18 protein-coding genes are annotated in these 15,626 nt (G+C 37.0%); 12 read left to right on the top strand and 6 right to left on the bottom strand.

What is annotated here, in order from left to right:
* The first annotated feature begins 4 nt into the window (after positions 1–4).
* Both J2Y40_RS07440 and J2Y40_RS07435 read left to right on the top strand, forming a co-directional pair.
* The gene (locus J2Y40_RS07440; protein ID WP_153399140.1) at positions 5–1,324 is read left to right on the top strand and encodes a RagB/SusD family nutrient uptake outer membrane protein; all 1,320 of its coding nucleotides are present in this window, start codon (positions 5–7) and stop codon (positions 1,322–1,324) included.
* Positions 1,325–1,398: 74 nt separating this feature from the next.
* Positions 1,399–2,163, top strand: coding sequence for a LytTR family DNA-binding domain-containing protein (locus tag J2Y40_RS07435; RefSeq protein ID WP_309998115.1), 765 nt, complete (start codon positions 1,399–1,401; stop codon positions 2,161–2,163).
* A gap of 31 nt (positions 2,164–2,194) precedes the next feature.
* On the opposite strand, the gene J2Y40_RS07430 is transcribed toward J2Y40_RS07435, so the two are convergent.
* Positions 2,195–2,326 carry a hypothetical protein gene (locus J2Y40_RS07430; RefSeq protein ID WP_262885786.1) on the bottom strand — a complete coding sequence of 44 codons (132 nt, stop codon included), beginning with the start codon at positions 2,324–2,326 and terminating at the stop codon, positions 2,195–2,197.
* Positions 2,327–2,367: 41 nt separating this feature from the next.
* Between J2Y40_RS07430 and J2Y40_RS07425 the strand changes: the two genes are divergently transcribed.
* Genes J2Y40_RS07425 through J2Y40_RS07395 form a run of 7 tightly spaced genes read left to right on the top strand, consistent with a single transcriptional unit; the run spans position 2,368 to position 6,887 of the window.
* Positions 2,368–3,291, top strand: coding sequence for a hypothetical protein (locus tag J2Y40_RS07425; RefSeq protein WP_153399145.1), 924 nt, complete (start codon positions 2,368–2,370; stop codon positions 3,289–3,291).
* Positions 3,288–3,824 carry a hypothetical protein gene (locus tag J2Y40_RS07420; RefSeq protein WP_153399148.1) on the top strand — a complete coding sequence of 179 codons (537 nt, stop codon included), beginning with the start codon at positions 3,288–3,290 and terminating at the stop codon, positions 3,822–3,824. Before J2Y40_RS07425 ends, J2Y40_RS07420 begins: the two co-directional genes overlap by 4 nt.
* 23 nt (positions 3,825–3,847) lie before the next feature.
* Positions 3,848–4,315 carry a hypothetical protein gene (locus J2Y40_RS07415; protein ID WP_153399150.1) on the top strand — a complete coding sequence of 156 codons (468 nt, stop codon included), beginning with the start codon at positions 3,848–3,850 and terminating at the stop codon, positions 4,313–4,315.
* Between the two features lie 37 nt (positions 4,316–4,352).
* A complete protein-coding gene (locus J2Y40_RS07410; protein WP_153399152.1) occupies positions 4,353–4,802 on the top strand; it encodes a hypothetical protein in 450 nt (149 codons plus the stop codon).
* Between the two features lie 57 nt (positions 4,803–4,859).
* Positions 4,860–5,534, top strand: a complete 675-nt coding sequence (locus J2Y40_RS07405; RefSeq protein ID WP_153399154.1) for a hypothetical protein — start codon at positions 4,860–4,862, stop codon at positions 5,532–5,534.
* Between the two features lie 19 nt (positions 5,535–5,553).
* Positions 5,554–6,204: a hypothetical protein gene (locus tag J2Y40_RS07400; protein ID WP_153399156.1), complete on the top strand. Its 651-nt coding sequence runs from the start codon at positions 5,554–5,556 to the stop codon at positions 6,202–6,204.
* A 23-nt stretch (positions 6,205–6,227) separates the two neighbouring features.
* Entirely contained in the window at positions 6,228–6,887 is a 660-nt protein-coding gene (locus J2Y40_RS07395) for a hypothetical protein (protein ID WP_153399158.1), read from the top strand.
* A gap of 121 nt (positions 6,888–7,008) precedes the next feature.
* On the opposite strand, the gene J2Y40_RS07390 is transcribed toward J2Y40_RS07395, so the two are convergent.
* The gene (locus tag J2Y40_RS07390) at positions 7,009–7,887 is read right to left on the bottom strand and encodes a tetratricopeptide repeat protein (protein WP_153399160.1); all 879 of its coding nucleotides are present in this window, start codon (positions 7,885–7,887) and stop codon (positions 7,009–7,011) included.
* 395 nt (positions 7,888–8,282) lie between these two features.
* On the opposite strand from J2Y40_RS07390, the gene J2Y40_RS07385 reads away from it, so the two are divergent.
* The 3 genes from J2Y40_RS07385 to J2Y40_RS07375 all read left to right on the top strand — a co-directional run bounded on the left by J2Y40_RS07385 (position 8,283) and on the right by J2Y40_RS07375 (position 12,305).
* Positions 8,283–9,101, top strand: a complete 819-nt coding sequence (locus J2Y40_RS07385; protein WP_309998109.1) for a helix-turn-helix domain-containing protein — start codon at positions 8,283–8,285, stop codon at positions 9,099–9,101.
* A gap of 86 nt (positions 9,102–9,187) precedes the next feature.
* Positions 9,188–10,927 (top strand): S41 family peptidase, encoded by a 1,740-nt coding sequence (locus tag J2Y40_RS07380; protein ID WP_153399164.1) that lies wholly within the window; start codon positions 9,188–9,190, stop codon positions 10,925–10,927.
* A gap of 43 nt (positions 10,928–10,970) precedes the next feature.
* Entirely contained in the window at positions 10,971–12,305 is a 1,335-nt protein-coding gene (locus J2Y40_RS07375) for an alpha/beta hydrolase (RefSeq protein WP_309998106.1), read from the top strand.
* 32 nt (positions 12,306–12,337) lie between these two features.
* Here J2Y40_RS07375 and gwsS read toward each other — a convergent pair whose 3' ends face one another.
* Genes gwsS through J2Y40_RS07355 form a run of 4 tightly spaced genes read right to left on the bottom strand, consistent with a single transcriptional unit; the run spans position 12,338 to position 15,589 of the window.
* Entirely contained in the window at positions 12,338–13,432 is a 1,095-nt protein-coding gene (gene gwsS / locus J2Y40_RS07370) for a grasp-with-spasm system SPASM domain peptide maturase (RefSeq protein WP_153399168.1), read from the bottom strand.
* Between the two features lie 3 nt (positions 13,433–13,435).
* On the bottom strand, positions 13,436–13,591 hold the full coding sequence (locus J2Y40_RS07365; RefSeq protein WP_153399170.1) for a hypothetical protein: 156 nt from the start codon (positions 13,589–13,591) through the stop codon (positions 13,436–13,438).
* Positions 13,588–14,514 carry a hypothetical protein gene (locus tag J2Y40_RS07360; protein ID WP_309998104.1) on the bottom strand — a complete coding sequence of 309 codons (927 nt, stop codon included), beginning with the start codon at positions 14,512–14,514 and terminating at the stop codon, positions 13,588–13,590. Before J2Y40_RS07360 ends, J2Y40_RS07365 begins: the two co-directional genes overlap by 4 nt.
* Entirely contained in the window at positions 14,498–15,589 is a 1,092-nt protein-coding gene (locus J2Y40_RS07355; protein ID WP_309998102.1) for a hypothetical protein, read from the bottom strand. Before J2Y40_RS07355 ends, J2Y40_RS07360 begins: the two co-directional genes overlap by 17 nt.
* Positions 15,590–15,626 lie beyond the last annotated feature (37 nt).

Here is a 15,626-nt window from a genome sequence, read left to right as displayed (position 1 = left end):
AAAAATGAAAAAAATAACAGCATGTATCGCATTGGCATTGATCAGCTTTACCAGCATAGGATGCGATCGATTTTTAGATATTCAGCCTGAAGGAAAAGTGATTCCGGTGACTGTTGAGGATTACAGAAAAGTACTTACCTCAGCCTATGCCAAATATCCGAGTCATAAATCTCTGACAGCCCTTCGTACAGATGAAACTTATCTGGATGAAACGTTGAATGAATTCAATGTATACCGTGAAATTGCCATGTGGAAAGACACCAACAACGATGCAGCAACGATGGAGTTTCCCTGGGTGAAGTTTTACTCCGTGGTATTCTATCTGAACCAGATCATCAACGAAGGAAGCAAGACAATGGCAGATTCTCCTGAAAAACAGCAGATTCTGGCAGAAGCGTATGCATTGCGTGCCTATACCTATTTTGATATGGTTAATTTATACGGAAAACCATACAATAACGCTACTGCATCTACAGACAGAGGAGTTCCGCTAAGTCTGGAAATTGATCTGGAAGCAGTCCTGAAGCCTTCTACCGTTCAGGAAGTTTACAATCAGGTTCATGCGGATATGGAAAAAGCGGAGGACTTAATGGTGGCAGAGAAGCAGCCTTTAGATATCAGCTATAGATTTTCAAAGATATCAGTGAATGCTCTTCAGGCAAGAATAGCCCTTTATCAGAGTGACTGGAATAAGGCGTTACAATATTCAGAGCAGGCTTTGTTAATGAAAGGAAGTCTTACGGATTTGAATACAACCAATACCTTACCCAATCATTACGCTTCAGCAGAAGCGATCATGGCTTTGGATGCTGTGTTTGACGATGCTGCCGGAAACTTATCATATGCTTCTCCGGAATTGATTTCAAAATTTAATACGGCTGCAGACAAAAGATTCGGAATTTATTTTGAAAAGAAGAATGATAAGTATAAAATCATCAAAAAAGGAACTGCAGATTTTAAAGTGTCTTTCAGAACGTCTGAATTGTATTTTATTAAATCCGAAGCATTATTAAAACTGAATAAACTTGATGAAGCTAAGCAAACCCTTCTTAAAGTGGCCAAAAACAGATATACTCCGGATGGCTATACCTCTGTTCAGAATACAATAACCCCGATGAATGCTGCAGAATTTATGAATTTCATCCAGGATGAAAGATTCAGAGAATTTACCGCAGAAGGACACCGTTGGTTTGATTTAAGAAGAGCCAATCAGAAAGAAATAAAACATACCGTGAGCGGTAAAGAGTATATTCTTCAGCAGAATGACCCGAGATATACCATAGAATATCCGATGAGTGCAAAGAAGAATAACCCCAACTTATAACATTTCATATTAACATCCCCTGAAACCGCTGGAGCTTAAACGTTCTAGCGGTTTTTTTGTACTTTTGTACCGTTATGAAAATTGCCATTATAGAAGATGAGCTCCTGGCTGTTAATTATCTGAAAAACCTTTTGGATAAACAGAACATCGTTCCTGTCACAGAGACCGTTATTCTTCGCTCAAAAAAACAGGCAATAGACTTTTTCAGTAAAGATTCTGCAGATCTTGTCTTTATGGATATCCATTTGGGAGACGGGATGAGCCTTGAAATTTTCGAGCATGTGGAACTTTTCACGCCGATCATTTTCATAACAGCTTTTGATGAATATGCGATGAGGGTTTTCAGGCATTTTACCATAGATTACCTTTTGAAACCTTTTGAAGAGGAAGACTTACATAAAGCTTTACAGAAATTCATTTCAATCAGAAATAATTTTGATCCCGAACCTCTCCTGAAATCCGTCTCAGCATTACAGCAGGATGGCAGCTCAGAAATGATGAAACGTTTTATGGTAAGAGAAGGAAATAAACTCAAATCAATACACGAGCACAATACTGCGTATTTTTTTGCTTCGGGAAAATACCTTTTTCTCACCACGATGGATCATCAGACCTATATTTTCGATGATACCATTAAAGATATCATCCAGAAGCTGAACCCGCAGGTTTTCTTCAAAGTGAACCGCAAATTCATCATCAACAAAAAAGCGGTTACCGAAATCATCAAACATTCAAGTCAGAAAGTAGAGCTGAAGCTTTCCCCGGAACCGGAAGTCAATACGGAAATATTTATCAGTAAGCCGCAGATTGCGGAATGCCTGAACTGGCTTAATTCTTAGGGAAAGGAAGCCAGAAGAGGGTAGCTGGAAGTTACTGTTCCGCGGAGTACTTTTTCTTGGCCTCCTGCAGAACATCATCCAACATGAAAATAAAAAACAGCCATCTGTTTTCCAGACTTTCATAACTTCCATCTTCCTGCATCCATCTTCCGTCCTTATCCAATATTTTTCGTATTTTTCTCCTCCTAAAACTAACATGAAATTATGAGAATGTACTTGCTGGCAGTCCTGTTGTTTTCTTCCCTGCTGTTTTCACAGAAAATCCAGCTGAAGAAAGACAAAATCCAGTTCAATGAAAAAGAAATAGGCATTCTGAAATCACCTTACCGCGATCATTTTGAGTTTTATACCTTAGCCAATGAAAAGGTTTTTGATGCCGATCTGAAAGGAGTTTCCCTGGCCAAAGAAGAAATTCTCTACTATCTGGATATGAAATCGGCAGATGGAAAGACCACGCAGATTCCTTATGAAGTGCTCATTACTTCTTTTAAACCGGATCGTATTGTTGCTCATCAACTGGCTGTAAAATATAAGCTTTTCAATGAAAATGGTTTTGATAAAGCTGAACTGGAAACATTCTTTACAACCCCAAGGGAAAATCTTGGCGACAAATACCTGAAAGCAAAAACAAGCAGTATTGCAGAAGATAATGAAAGAAAAAGCAGACTGGATAATATCAGAAACCTCTATAATCCTAGACTGGGATCAAAAGGAGAGATCCTGATCAATAACGGATCTTATCCGGCTAAGATCATTGGTTACTCCAGAGCATATAACTGCGTTGGGTTCAATAATACAGGGCCATGTCTGGAGGTAAGTGATCTTGATGGTATTAAAGTAGCAACGATGTATCAGACCCAGGGCATGAAAACCTATGCGGTAAGAACTTTTGATAATAATGAATTCACCTTTACAGCTTCCCGATCTTATGCGTCTTCAGATTATGCTTTTGTGAGTGAGTTTATAGCCAATCTCTTCATAGAAGGATATACACTGGAACATCAGGCTTATTATAAAAATGAAGAACTTCAGCAGGCTAAAGTGGATGATGCCATTAACAGGAGCATCAATTTATACGATGTACCAGGATATTTAGTCGAAAAATCCGGTAAAAAACAGAAGGAATGATCACCATCTGGTTTGAAATGCTGGATACGGAAAGAACCGGCCAGAAACTTCCCGAAGGTGGAGCCGATCTGTTCGGGCAAAGAGTAACTTTGAAAAAACAGCTTCCAGGAATGAGAAGCATGGCTACGAAAGTCTATGATGCAGATTCAGGCGTTCACTTCTGTGTTTCCCCGAACGGAAATGAAGAATGTTATTACGGACTGGATGTGAAAGGAGAGTTCATGAAAAAACTTCAGAATTATGGAAGTATGCATGGAAATAATGCCTATTTCTACAGACTTGTTGCCAGAGAAAATAGAATTATGCTGCTTCAGGATCCTGTTGAGCTTCACAAATATGTCATCAAAACAGACCTTCAGCCTAAAGGGCAGATGCTCGATAACAGATCCAACGACAAACTTTCTGAAAAGCTGGCCGATTATCTCAAAGACTGTAAAAGCCTTTCCGATCAGCTGAAAAAAGAAAGCCTGGATCTTAAGAACGAAGAAAACCTGCTCCACGTCATTTCAGAATACGGTAAATGTAAAAAATAACATACTTTTCCTTACTAAATATCATGGGACAAACACTTGTAGAATACGAAAAAGATAAAGGATTCTGGATCGCGGAAACGATGATGCAGCTGGTACTGCATTATATTGTTCAGGAAATGGAAAAACCTGAACATCTTATCCCGAATAAATCTGATCTGCTGGAGGATACAAAATTTCATATCAATGGATACAGCGGAGGTCATATGTATTTCAGCCTGTTTGATAAAGTCAGTTCACCGGCAGACGAACAGGCCATGATACAGATCCTGGATAATGTGAAGACAACACTGCAAAATAAAGGAGACCTTATCTCCGTAGAAGAATTAATGAGCATTCCTACGGATGATCTTACCCTGAAATATATTCTTGACAAGAAACCCTTTCCAACCGCAGAATTAATCCGCGTAATGGATGCTCTTATCCAGATGCTGGAAAGAACCTGGCCCCACAAAGATTATGAAATGGATCTGAAATGGAAGTATTTTGATTAAACTGAATTTCAAGAGTAATTGACAAAGAGCAGAAAGAATGAAATATTTACAGTTTTTAAAAGATCACCACACAGCAGATTCCTTTACCAATAAAGGAATAAGCGATGCAGAAATAGAAAATCTGGAAAAACAGTACAATGACGGACGCTTATTTCCTGTCGCTTTAAAGGAACTTCTATTACTGGCCGGAAATTTCTGTCATGCATTGGATTATAACATTTATGACAGCCAGGAAGAACTGCAAGCTGAAGAAAGAGAAGAGCTGAAAGATTTGTATGATCTTACCATAGAGCGGCCATTCTTTTTCATCGATCTGGTTTCTCATGGTCTTCCTGTATTTGTATTTCTGGATGAAGGAGATGATCCGCCTGTCAACCAGATGGTAAATGATCCTACTAAGGAAAAATATTATGAAAGAGCAGGAGGAACACTTCAATCCTATGTGATCAGCAGGATCCGGTATTATCAGAAATGGTATCCCCATTAAAAAACAAATCATGATGACATGAATAGACTATTTTGCAGAAAATAATATTGAAGTGATATGACCGGATATAAAAACTCAGACGGACAGATGGTGACGGAACAGGAATTCGACAGAACGAAAGGAGGAACCATTCATACCTATGATGACATTACCGGAAGGCTGAAAAAGACTGAAAATATCATTTTTATGTCAAAGCCGGGAACAACACGTACCTGGTGCGAATATTATCTGGATCCTTCGGAAAGTGAAACGGATATTATCCGGCAGTATACGGGTGAAACTGAAAATCATTCCCTGACCGTCTATTTAAATCAACAGACAGCACACGGATTTGAAATGTGGGACGCCAGAGATTATAACAAAGAAGGGGTTTTAAGATTCAGAAGCAGGATTGTTTATGACAGCCGGGGAAGAATGGTTTCAAAGATTAATTTCGATGTACAGACGGAGGAGGTAATGCGGCATTCGGCGTACTGTTCTTCAAAATACTATTATGGAACCGATATAGATACTGAAAACGGATTGCTGGATCTGGAGCTCAGGTTTACCTATGAGTTTGATGAGCGCATCAGTCGGTTTGTTACTTACATCAAAGATGTCAATGAAACTACCGGAGAAATCCATACCATGAATGTTGAAGACTTTATAGAACTCTTTGGCGGGGATTTCTGGAATGCGCATCCTTATTATCATTCATTGTATCCGATATTACCGGAGTCTCCGGTGGTATAAACAGAGTAGAATAAATTATATGATTAAAGAATATTACGGTCTTTCAGGTGAAAAGATCACAGAACAGGAAGCCCTTGAACATACAGAGTTTATGATCAGGTGGTCAGAACATTTATCAGATCTTCCGTTCAAAGAAGAGGAGCATATTATCAATGGTAAGCCGGATTTCATTCAGTACTTTATTGCTCACGATGAGAGTGAAGCGGAAGTTTTCGATCATCTGAGCCGTAAATCGGAACAGTTTCAGATTAAAAAAAGAATAATGGCAGAAGATTTTGTGGTGGATGTCAATAAAGATTATTCCCTTACCAACGGAAACGGAGCCTTAATTTCAAAAACAGTATATACAACGGATGATCCTAATGACAACTATATCTGTATTCATGTACTGGATGCACAAACCCGTCTTCCTATACCGTTCAGAACCCGGAAATACTGTTATAAAACAAGTAGAAACGGAGAACGGTATGAAGCCATAGAGTTTCTTTACGATGAAAACGGTTTATTGCGGGAAGCCATAGAAATGCCCTATAACTCAGATGAACAGGACTGGAATTATTATGACCGGGATCATTTTCAGCTCCTGCAGGATAAGAACTCAACCGATTTAAGTTATTACAAAAATAGTGATCTGCTGCCCGGGTATCTGCTTCATCTCCTTGAAGAATGATTATCACATAAAAAAACTAGAAAATGATCAAAGAATATTATCCCATTTGGGGTGAAAAAATCACAGAACAGGAAGCTCTTCGGCTTAAAAATTTTAAAATCAGGTGGATTGATGGATTATATAATCTTCCCTTTAAAGAAGAGCATGTTATCAATAATGATGAAATTGAATGTATTGAGTATTACATCTATGATGGTGAAAATGAAGCAGAAGTTCTCCATACACTGAGCAGTAAATCAGAAAGATTTGATATTGTAAAAAGAGTGGTAATAGAGAATTTTATCGTGGATACCAGTAAAGGATATATCCGTGGAAATCATATTCCCTTAGTCGGTAAAGTCGTTTACAATGCTGATGACCCTAATGCCCATCATATCTGTATTCAGACATTAGATAATAAGACTCATCTTCCTATACATGATAGGACGGTAAAATATTGGTACGATACAGATGAAAATGGTAAGAAATACCAAGCTGTTCGTTGCCTGTATGATGAGAACGGCTTATTGGAGGTTGCGATAGACCAAAGAGCTTACGATTCAGAACAGGATTGGGATTACTTTTCGCTTCAAGGTTTTTATAAATTACAGCGTACCATATCCGAAGATATAAGCTATTACCAGAATGGAAACCTGCTGCCTGAGCATCTGCTGGATACGGAATCTGATTTTGAAAACAAATAGCAGGGGCATCCGTGTCATGAGAAATAATCTCACATTGTAAGAAAGTTCCCATAAAAAATCATCATTACAACACAAACCGCTAGTAACTTCCATCCTCCCTCTTCCAGCTTCCTTTCAAACCCTATTTCCCCAGCACTTTTTTCGCATTCTCATTATCAGGATTAAGCTCCAGGGATTTTTTATAATTTTCCAGGGCTTCCTTCTTTTTGCCAACTATCAAAAGGTTTTCACCATAGCTGTCATAGGTGTTCCAGGCATTAGGGTAAAGTTCTATATTCAGTCTGAATATTTTCAGGGCATCATCCATTTTCTTTTCTCTGGCCAGCTGATAGCCAAAACTGTTGATTTCTCCCTCACCCATATTATATTTTGATGCAAGTCCTTTCTTATATTCTGACTTTATAAACGGAATCAGCTTGTCAATGGATTTTTCGTTGTTATAGGCTTCATTCAGGGAGATGAGATTCATTTTTCTCTCCTTTTCCTCCTGTTCTTTCAGGGTTTCAACACTGTAATATTTTCTCTGTTCATCGGTAATCTGAGAAGGATCGATTTTATAGCGTGCCCATTTTCCATTAGTTGTATGATCTTTATAGAACTGGGTTCCGTAGATCTGTGGCTGGTTTCTGCGCATCAGGTCTCTGTCTACGGCAGCGGCATACCACCAGCGGTTCAGGGTAGGGTCCATTTTCAGGGCCTGCCCGAAACTTTTAACAGCCATTCCTGAAGAAATACTGTCGTTTCCGTGTTGAAAAACAATTCCGGAATTGAAATAATCTTTAGCGGTCTGCACTTTGCCTTCCTTCATGAGAATAAGAATTCTGGCTCTTCGGTCGCTGTCTTCCTTACTCAGAACAGACCAGTCAATATTCGCAGCCTTTCTTGCATTCTGATCATCGTCTGCCATTTTCTGAAGTTCGGGATTATCCTTTGCCTGAGAGAAAATCAATAAAGGAAATATCAGTAAAAGCAAAGTGAAAAGCAGGTTTGATTTTTTCATACGGTTAAAGTGATTAGTTTTTAGGAGGTTAATTAACCTGAGCCAATTTACAAATTAATTTTTAACATATTTTATTTGCTTTTTACCATAGAATGCTGGATCAGAGAATACAAAAAATGCAGAATTTATTCAATAGAGGCGGACTTTAGTCCGCCTAAATAATAAAATCATTCATCTGGCTTCCTATACAATAAATTCATAAAATTCAGAAGAAAAATATCCGCAAACATCTGTAAAATCCGTGGCATTCGTAGGAAATAATTTAACCACAAATTTTTTTCACTTAAATTTTATAAATCTAATATCATCATGTTAAGAATAATATTCATTAAAAATAAATTCTTAAATTTAAAAAAGACTTCTAAGATTAAAATAGGACAGGTAATAGGATAAAAATGAATTTCAGGTTTATAAAAACGAAAGATGAGTTGTTGAAAAAATATCTGGAAGGATTTTATATTTTTGAAAGCGGAACAGCAGATGCTCAGACAGAATATATTGTTTTTCCTTCCAATCACTGTGTCGTTTCTATATACCATAATGTTCGGTTGCATATAGAATCTAATAAAATCCACTATTCAAATTCACCTGGGGAATCTGTTGTTTCTACGGTTGCTATTGCCTTTCAGAAACCTCTCATTGGAACCTACGAATCAGGAGTCAGAGAAATATCGTTTTGTTTTTATCCTCTTGGTTTTAATCATTTTGTTGACAAAGATTTAAGCGGCCTTCAACGGGGAGGGCTTCAGTTTTTTGATTATGAAGAGGATTTTAAAGCCTTTATTTCAGAGATTCTTGATGAAACGGATGAGACTGTTTTACAGGAGAAAATTGAAGCGTATTGGCTGCGGAAGTTTCGGGATAAAGACTTTTCACAGCTCGAAAATGCATTGGATATGCTCAATAAAACAGATCTGGATATCTCTGAAATTGCAGATAAAATGGGATTAAGCAGGCAGTACCTGGCCCGGATGTTCACGAAGCACCTTTGTAAAACACCCTCTGAATTCCGTAAAATTTTTCGGTTCAGAAAAGCATTGCAAAGTTTTACATCATCCAGAAATCTTACCCATCTTACCTATGACAACTTATTCTATGATCAGTCTCATCTTATTAAAGATTTTCAGAAACTGACAGGAATGTCTCCCAAACAGTTCTTTAAAGGAAATAAATCACTGAATGAAGGATCGGTGAACTGGTTTTTCCCGGATTAGTTTCCATTTTTACAATTTTATCAGCTGAATACAGAATAATTTTGATGAACACCGGTTAGTTCCGGCCATTTTAAAATTATTGCGCTATGATAAATTTTTTTCTTACCCTCTTACTGTTTCTGTTCAGTATTTTTAGTTTTGCCCAGACTGCTAAGGGAACAGATATTTCTACAGATCATACTTTTGATAAAGGTTCATCCGTATCCGTTCAGAAGCTATCCGGAACTCAGATCAGAGATCTTGCAGTTCTTGGAAAAGTGTGGGGCTTTCTGAAATATTATCATCCGAAAGCCAATTCAGGGACACTCAATTGGGATTATGAACTTTTTAAGGTAATGCCCGGAATTCTTTCAGCTAAAAATGAATCAGAAAGAAATAAGATTCTTCTTACCTGGACAGCATCTCTTGGGGATTTCTCCAAAAGAACAGACGTAAAAGAAAATTCAGAAGTAAGATACAAACCGGATTTACAATGGATCAGCAAATCATTAGGTAAAGATCTTAGTGAGTCGCTGATGAATATTTCCAGGGCAGAGAGAAAGCCGGAAAATCATTACGTTAAAATATATTCAGAGGATATGCCTATTCCTTATTTTCAGAATGAAGCGGCTTATGCTCAGTTCAAATATCCCGATGCGGGTTTCAGACTGCTGAGCCTGTACAGATACTGGAATATGATAGAATATTTTTATCCGTATAAAAACACTCTTGAAAAAAGCTGGGATAAAACATTGATAGAGCTGATTCCAAAATTTGCAGAAGCAGAAAATGAAATGAGTTACAAACTTGCAGTAGCTTCTATGGTTGCAGAAATACAGGATTCACATGCGATATTGTCAATATGGACAACTCCTCCCTTATATGAACAATATGGTAAAATGAGACCTGCCGTGAATCTGGTATTTGTGGGTAACAGACCGGTGGTTTCCGAAAGTCTTGAAGAAAAGAACGGAAATAAAAATGAACTCCTTCAGGGCGATGAAATTGTATCTGTGAACCAGAAGGCCGTTGAAACGCTGCTTAAGGAACAGCTGCCCTATGCATCTGGCTCTAATGAACCTGTCCGCCTGTCAAAAGTTGCAGTAAGTCTTTTAAGAACCAATGATCCTCAGATTGAAGTAGGAGTGAAAAGATCCGGTACTTTAAAAACGATTAAAGTAACAACACTTCCTCTGGAAAAATCTCTTATTGAAGAAAATCAGGGAGAACCTGCCTTCAAAATGGTGGAAAATGATATCGCTTATATTCATCCTGGAAGACTGGATGTAAAAGATCTTGACGGAATTATGCAGAAAGCCATAAAAGCCAAAGCCATTATTATCGATATGAGAACCTATCCGAAAGAAACCATGTTTCTCATGAAAATCGGAGACTATCTTTTTGATAAGCCGAAAGACTTCTGCAGAATGACCAAAGGTAATGTTGTAACGCCTGGACAGTTCAGCTATTTAAGTAATGAATATATGAGTAATGTCAAAATAGGCAAAGATACTCCCGATTATTACAAAGGAAAATTGATTGTTCTGTGTAACGAGACTACCCAGAGTTTTGCAGAAATGAGCCTTATGGCATTCCGTGCAGGGCCCAATACAACGATCATCGGAAGTCAGACAGCCGGAGCAGACGGCAATGTAACAGCAACTATCTCACTGCCGGGGAATATCAAAACAATTTTTACCGGAATTGGAATGTATAATCTGGATGGAACAGAAACCCAGAGAATCGGAATTGTGCCTGATATAGAAGTAAAGCCTACGGTTCAAGGCATTCTGGATAAGAAAGATGAAGTGCTGGAAAGAGCAATACGTTTTTCCAATGGAGCATAACCAGTAGAGATCAAAAGAATGTCATTATATAAAATACCGGATGATGAATCAGATGAAAATTTTCAGTACTGTTTTACTGTTAATTCTTAATATAAATGTCATATTGGCACAAAGCAGAAAGAACAGCAATGAAGTCGCTTTAATAAGAGAAATCAACGTATCGGAATGGAGTGGAAAAAATTACCGGTTCAGTGCAGACATCAGATGTGAAAACTATGATGAAATAACAGAAATAGGGATTAATACAGTACAGGTGGGAAAAGAAAAATTTGATCTGCTGAATCATACGGCAGCACAGAACAGAATTTCTCCATCCACAGAAAATAAAAACTGGAAAACCATTACCATAGAAGGTAAAATTGATCCGCAGTCAAAATTAATCTGGCTTTATCTGCTGGCTTTCGGAAACGGTAAATTTTACTTCGATAACCTCAAATTAAGCATTCAGTCTCAGAGCGGCTGGATCAGTATTCCGATGGAAAACTCTGGTTTTGAGGAGACTGATGAGGTGAAAAAAGTTTTAAAAGCTTATAAAAACACAGTCTCTTTAAATAAAAATGATCATATAAAGGCTTCTATTGTAAAATTAGGAGATAATAATGCCCTTATGTTTGATTCCCGGAACAATACCTTTCATTATGAAACCTATTACGGTTACAATCCGGTTAAGGGAAAGTACATAACCATGCCAGACGGTAAAAAGATTTACTGTGAAATATACGGACAGGGAGAACCTTTTCTGCTGCTTCATGGGAATGGTGATTCTATCAACACATTTAAGAACCAGATTCCGGAATTCGCAAAATACTATCAGGTAATTGCCATTGATACAAGAGGGCAGGGGAAGAGTACAGATAATGACACTGAATCTTTCAACTACCAGATTTTTGAAAAAGACCTGGAAGAAATAATCCGCCAGCTTCAGCTTCAGAAAGTCAGTATTGTAGGATGGAGTGACGGAGCCATCACCGGAATGCTCTATGCCATGGAGCAGCCGGAAAAAGTACATAAACTGGTGCTGATGGGCGCCAATCTTAACTCGTCTGAGGAAGCTGTTACCTCCAAAATTCTTTCCCAGACCCGAAAAGATATCGACCGGCTCAAAAAACAAAACGATCCTAAGAACAGGACAACTATAAAACTTTTAGAAATGATTCTGAAGGAACCCAATATCCCCGCATCTGAGCTCTCCAAAATAAAAGCGGAAACTTTAGTGATGGCTGGGGAAAAAGATCTTATTCTGGAAAAACATACCCAATTGATCGCTCAAAATATACCTCATTCAGAATTGAAAATCGTAAAAAGGGAAAACCATTTTTTACCCGATGAAAATTCTGTATTGTTCAATAGTATTGTGCTGGAGTTTTTAAAACGGTAAACCGGCAATTAAATCTATTTATGGTATTACGGTCAGGAAACATCTGTGGTGAATTCCTGCATTTCATAATACTTTATGGCATTTTGTTTTAAAGGATTGGTGCTCCATGCTTCCCATTCACCGGTATAGGGATTGTAACCACATTTTAAAGGTTTGGAAATATCTAGTCCGTTACGGTCTGTATGGGTTCGTTCTGTATATGCTCTGCAGTCTGTGCAGATATCCCTGAACTCGCAGTCCTTACATATTTCGATCTTATCCTTTGTAAGATTCCAGTATTTTTTTAAATCAGGAGTGTTGGCAGCGTTCTTTAGTAAGGTATTTTTGATGTTTCCAAAACTTTCAGGCATGGATGGGCAATTCCGTATATATCCATTTTGGTCAATTGAAATTTTTTTGTACAGACAGGAGTTATGAGCTTTAGATTCTAAGCTAAAATGATAATTTAAGTTGAAATTTTTAGCATTAATGCATCCGCAACTGGTGGGAATAGCTATATCCTGTCTGATCAGGCTTAAAATAACCGGACCAAAAGTTTCCTCTTTGTCCAGATCAGAAGAATACAACGTAAATCTGATCAGTTTATTGGTATGAATATTTCCTTGCTTTATACTATCAACTAATTCAGAACTATATTTTGCAACAATTGAAATTTCATGTAGAGAAGAATTATCAAACAAAGTAAGTTTTGAAATAATCCGTTTAATATTGGCTGTATTGATCTCTTTTATGATTCTGATTTCCAGAAATTTGATTTGTAAATCATTGATCTGGCCAGCCAGCTGCTTATTCAGTAGAACAGGATCGGAAATATCAATAATAATATACTCAATGAGGGTTGGATTTTCCTTAAAAGAAGAATTACTTCTAAAATTTCCCAGTTCTTTTTTGTCTTTTACGGTGAAGCCTAGCTTATGAGTGATAATAAAGTTCAGATAATCATTGAGAATCGGCAGATCTTCCGGGTCCATCTCTTTCCTCAGTGAACTGTAATCGGTCCGTTCATTGGCAATCAGATTAAAAAGCCCTTTGGGGATTATTCTTAAAAAACCTGAAGCTGTATCGTATATGATTGCCTGTTTAGCTCCGGCAGTAATTTTTACAGAATGATATAATTTTAAAAACATAGATCAGTGTAATAATGAATAATGTTTTACAGAACGGAAAATCTTAGTATTGCTGCTTTTAATATCTTTATTGGAAGAATACGTGACTTTTTTTACATCGCCACATTTTTTCCATTCCTGTAAAGTAAATTCAGTACCTTTTATCTGTAGTTTTTTCATAGTAAATCTGCAATATATTTTTCTATCTGATAATTGCCGTAAAGGCTGACTGTGTGAAATTGTCCGACAGGATTAACCTCTAAAAAATAATAATCCTCTTTTGATTTCAATAAATCAATCGTTCCGCAATTGATCTTTAATTTTTTGGCAAGCTGCTTGATCTTTTTCTTCAGGTCTGAAGGAAGATTGATCGGAAGATATTTTTTATCGCTGTTAGAGGTATTTCTGATATCAATTTCTTCCGAAAATTCAAATGTTGCAATAGCCCATATTTTATTTCCGAAAAAAAACACTCTTATTTCATAATCCTTTTCTATTCTTTCCTGAATCAGGGTAGGAATAATATTATCCTGCCTGGAATATATTTCACTAATATTAATTTCTTTTGTATAATTCATATACAGCTCACCTTCATGAAAGATATGAGCCATTTCCGCTACTGATTTTGTAATATACTTTCCTGAAGGATCAAGGTTAAGGATATTTTGAAGCTGAGAATAGATGTAAGTATCAGGGATTTTAAAATTCAAAGTCTGAGCAATATGAAGGACTTCCAGCTTATTCACTTCTTTTGTAGTAAGATTTCCATATATTCTTGCTTCTGATATATTCAGAAAATAATAAATGAACTGCGTTATAACATGAAGCTCCGAATTAAAAAAAGAGAGAAGCTGTTCATCTATTTCTCCGGTAAATCCACCATATACCAATGATCCGTTTCTGTAAAAAACCGATTGAAAATTTTTCAGATCGTATTTCAGTCCGTCGATTTTTACTGTAAAAAGAGAATTTTTGAAATCAAAAGAAACCGCTTCAATGATTTGATTTTCGTTAAGACGGACAAATTGTTTTTCTAACCGGGACAACCAGACGCAGACTGCATCTGTCATGGTATCGTTATCTGCACTAATGATGAGAATCATTTAAATTTAATAAGAATTTTTTTATTTTTTTAGCATCTTCTGCTGTCTGGAAACTCATGCCTACAATTTGGGCCTGGGGAAGAATAAAATCTTTGTGACGTAGAGTGAAAACTTTCTTTTTAAGGTTATCATCAAGATTGCTCATACCCAGTTTTTTTCTGTTTTCATTAATGGGATTAACTAAAATATTTCCTTGTTCTCCCCTGTTTTTCGGATAGAACCACTGATGGACATAGCAGCAGTCAGCTTTTTTTAAATTTTCAGTTATATTATCATGAGGTCTTGCCGGATCTCCTTCGTTTTTAATAAACTCAATGATGTCAAAATGTCGGGAGGTATAATTGTTGGTACTGTTATTCAGATCAAGTAGAAAAGCAGTGGTGTCAGGAGTAATTTTGCCTTGATTTAAAGCTTTTATCAGTTCATTGGAAAAATTGACCTGCTGAGGTTTTAGCTTGTTGCTGGAAGTCTGGTGCCAGATAATAAAATAAAACTGATGGAAAAAATCCTTACCCGCAGATTGTAAGCCTAAGTCGTATTCATTAGGAAATCCTTTTTGTTGGATAAGCTTTAACAGTCTTACAGATGCAATACTGTCATTTTTTGTAATTTCTTTCTGGTATTTGGCATAGTCTCCTCCAGAAAGCTTTCGGTAATACTGATCTATTGTAAATAAAGAATCAAGAGACTTTTTGTAGGATTGGTTTAATGATACTGTACAGTGTACATCATCAGTTTTTTTGTGATCAGGAAAATATTGAGTTAAAAACTGGTCTTCAAATGGATAATCAAGGCACTTTAAAGAGCGATATTGTCTGAAAGCATAATCTGTGTCCTTTATTTTTAACGCGGTTTGCATACTGTTATAAAGATCCTTTGCATGAGGACGGTCAAAAGCTTTAAATGCTTTTTTGTATAAAATAAGAGCGCTGTCTAATTTATTGCTGACAATTTTGTTTTCTGCCTTATTGATAATTTCGTAGTAGAGAATCAGTTTTTTATTGGTAAGTTCCTGTGTTTGGGAGTAGGTGAACGAACCTATGCATAAAAAGAAAAAGGTGATGAATAGTTTCATGGGAAAGTAATTAAAACAGGAGAAGTATCAGAGATAC

It is taken from the genome of Chryseobacterium sp. 2987, assembly GCF_031456375.1.
GTDB lineage: Bacteria > Bacteroidota > Bacteroidia > Flavobacteriales > Weeksellaceae > Chryseobacterium > Chryseobacterium vaccae.
This window is presented reverse-complemented; position numbering and strand designations above follow the sequence as displayed.